The organism is Phytobacter sp. RSE-02 (assembly GCF_040578655.1).
GTDB lineage: Bacteria > Pseudomonadota > Gammaproteobacteria > Enterobacterales > Enterobacteriaceae > Phytobacter > Phytobacter diazotrophicus.
In genome coordinates, this window is the sequence record NZ_JBEULY010000037.1 from 1 (window position 1) to 2,302 (window position 2,302).

Genomic DNA, 2,302 nt, shown 5'->3' on the forward strand with positions numbered 1-2,302 from the left:
GATATCAATGGCAACCTGAACGCGCTGTATTCGATAAAGGTCGGTGTGGATGTCAACGGTGTGCAATACGCGGCAGGGATGGGGCTGGGTGTGCAGAACACACCCAACGGCATGCAGTCACAGGTTATTTTCATTGCTGACCGCTTCGCTGTTATGTCTCAGGCTGGAGCTGCGGTCACGCTGCCGTTTGTTATTCAGAACGGCCAGACGTTTATTCGTGACACGTTTATCCAGGACGGGACCATCACTAACGCGAAAATTGGGGCGTATATCCAGTCGAATAACTACGTGGCTGGCTCAGTTGGCTGGCGGCTGGGTAAAGACGGCACGTTTGAAAACAACGGTAGTGTTGCTGGTCAGGGAGGCATGCGACAGACCAACCAGAAAATTAGCATCAGGGACGCCAATAATGTATTGCGAGTACAGTTTGGGCTTCTGGATGGAGTGTTCTGATGGCTTATGGTATTCAGACATGGGACGCTAACGGCGTCCCGAATAACTATGGAATTAAACCCGTTTCTGTTATTGGGCGCATCCCTTTGTCAGCGGGGCAGACATCAGGGACATGGAGTTTTACGGTACCCACTGGTTTTAAAGTTGGTTTCGTCGTGTCGCTTGATGTTGGGGCTGTGAGCGTAGGTCGTCGCATTGTGGCCGCCGGGAATACCATTACTCTGTCGCCAGCCAGTGATGTCGGGACTGGTAATTACCCGGCATCAACCTGTGAATTAGTCGTATTTATGGAGAAGGCGTAATGGCTGATTATGGGGCAATGATTCTGATGGATAATGGCAATCCGTTTGTTACGCCACAATCCACGCCGTTTTGTCTGTACGCCAGAGTCAGCATTAATTCAGCCCAGAATGGATCGGCACATGCTGCATCGACTACGATAGCCATCGACGCATCTTACCCGGCACTGGTTTTTTGCAAAACCACGAATACGGCGCAACCTACCGGCGTCGGGGCGAGCAGGTCAGGGAATAGCATTTTTGTAAACTCAAACAATGCTTACGGACAATCGCACACGCTGACCGCCTATGTTTTCGCAATATTTCCTCAAACCCTTCCGTCATGGGGCTTCGCTATATGGGATGCTGCCGGAAAACTGGTGCTGACAAATGAAAGTAAGGTACTGAGTGACCTGGTGACAGTCGGCACACCAGGTGTAAATGGTGGAATAAATATTGACCAGACGCTGAGCGGTTCATGGGCTGTTGCCCCCGGCATGCTGGGGTCTACAAACATTCAGAACAACTCAACACAACCACCGACCATTATCAATATTACTGCATATTCTGGCGCGCGGTTTGATGGCGCAAACACCCGAATAAATGCCGCGCCCGGCACAACAGCAACGGGTGTCCCGGTCGGGAGTACAAATACAGGAATAGCACTGACGGCGATTAATACAGCCGCCTATGATTAATTGATCGTTTTAATCGATCTTTAATTGATAATTAATCTGCAAAATCTATTTTAAAGCGGATTGGTTATTTCGTAATGTGTATATTCACTCTCTTTACGAGAAGTTAAAATGCATAAAATAATTATTTCAATATCTCTGGTGTTATCTCTGTCTGCCTGTTCAGGCATTCTCGAAAAGCAAAATCCTGTCTGTGAAGCAACTGCCAATATAGGTGGGTTGCCACATACCGTACAGATTTACGGGGTGCGCACAGTCGCTAATCAAATTGAATACAGGGCCGGGTATCCATTTAACTGGCAATGGGTGAATAAAAACAATTTCACCGCGTCTACCTGCAAATAAATTTAAATCACATCAAATAAACCCGCTCCGGCGGGTTTTTTTATGCCCGGAGAAAATATGATTTACACAACTGGCACCCTTGCCATTAGCGGTAATACGCTGACGGGAACCGGAACGAACTTTACAGCAGCAGGCTCACTCATCCGCGTTGGGTGCACCCTGGTCACTCTGGCAAATCCGGTACAGGTATTCCAGATAACCGCAATCAACAGCGCAACCCAGCTCACCGTGACGCCAGCGGCGAACCCGACAATCGCAGCCGGTACCGCTTACGCCATCCTGCTGAGTGATTCGCTGAGCGTGGACGGACTGGCGCAGAATATCGCTGAGACGCTGACGCTGTATCAAAAAAATATGAGCGGTTTCGCTGACGTGATGAACGGGGCGGGTGACGTCACTATCACAACAAACGGTGTGGCCGTCACGGTTCCCGGCCAGAAGTCGCTGGCAAAAAAAGGGGCTAACTCAGATATCACTTCTCTGAACGGGCTGACAACACCGCTCAGCCAGGGGCAGGGCGGGACGGGATTA

At 49.8% G+C, this 2,302-nt stretch carries 4 protein-coding genes and 1 pseudogene; all 5 read left to right on the forward strand.

The window, feature by feature from the left end; all coding sequences use genetic code 11:
* The coding region (locus ABU190_RS27190; RefSeq protein ID WP_354692906.1) for a DUF1983 domain-containing protein at positions 1-453 on the forward strand (453 nt) is incomplete at its 5' end.
* A complete protein-coding gene (locus ABU190_RS27195; protein ID WP_132441178.1) occupies positions 453-755 on the forward strand; it encodes a hypothetical protein in 303 nt (100 codons plus the stop codon). The genes ABU190_RS27190 and ABU190_RS27195, both read left to right, overlap by 1 nt.
* A complete protein-coding gene (locus ABU190_RS27200) occupies positions 755-1,429 on the forward strand; it encodes a hypothetical protein (protein WP_132439526.1) in 675 nt (224 codons plus the stop codon). The genes ABU190_RS27195 and ABU190_RS27200 overlap by 1 nt, the downstream gene beginning before the upstream one ends.
* 108 nt (positions 1,430-1,537) lie before the next feature.
* On the forward strand, positions 1,538-1,771 hold the full coding sequence (locus tag ABU190_RS27205) for a cor protein (protein ID WP_354692907.1): 234 nt from the start codon (positions 1,538-1,540) through the stop codon (positions 1,769-1,771).
* A gap of 57 nt (positions 1,772-1,828) precedes the next feature.
* Positions 1,829-2,302, forward strand: a pseudogene (locus ABU190_RS27210) (phage tail protein); the annotation flags it as partial.

Excerpts from the sequence above, each read along its gene's own strand:
- ABU190_RS27205 (WP_354692907.1), top strand. The coding sequence starts at position 1,538 with ATGCATAAAATAATTATTTCAATATCTCTGGTGTTATCTCTGTCTGCC.
- ABU190_RS27195 (WP_132441178.1), top strand. The coding sequence starts at position 453 with ATGGCTTATGGTATTCAGACATGGGACGCTAACGGCGTCCCGAATAAC.
- ABU190_RS27200 (WP_132439526.1), top strand. The coding sequence starts at position 755 with ATGGCTGATTATGGGGCAATGATTCTGATGGATAATGGCAATCCGTTT.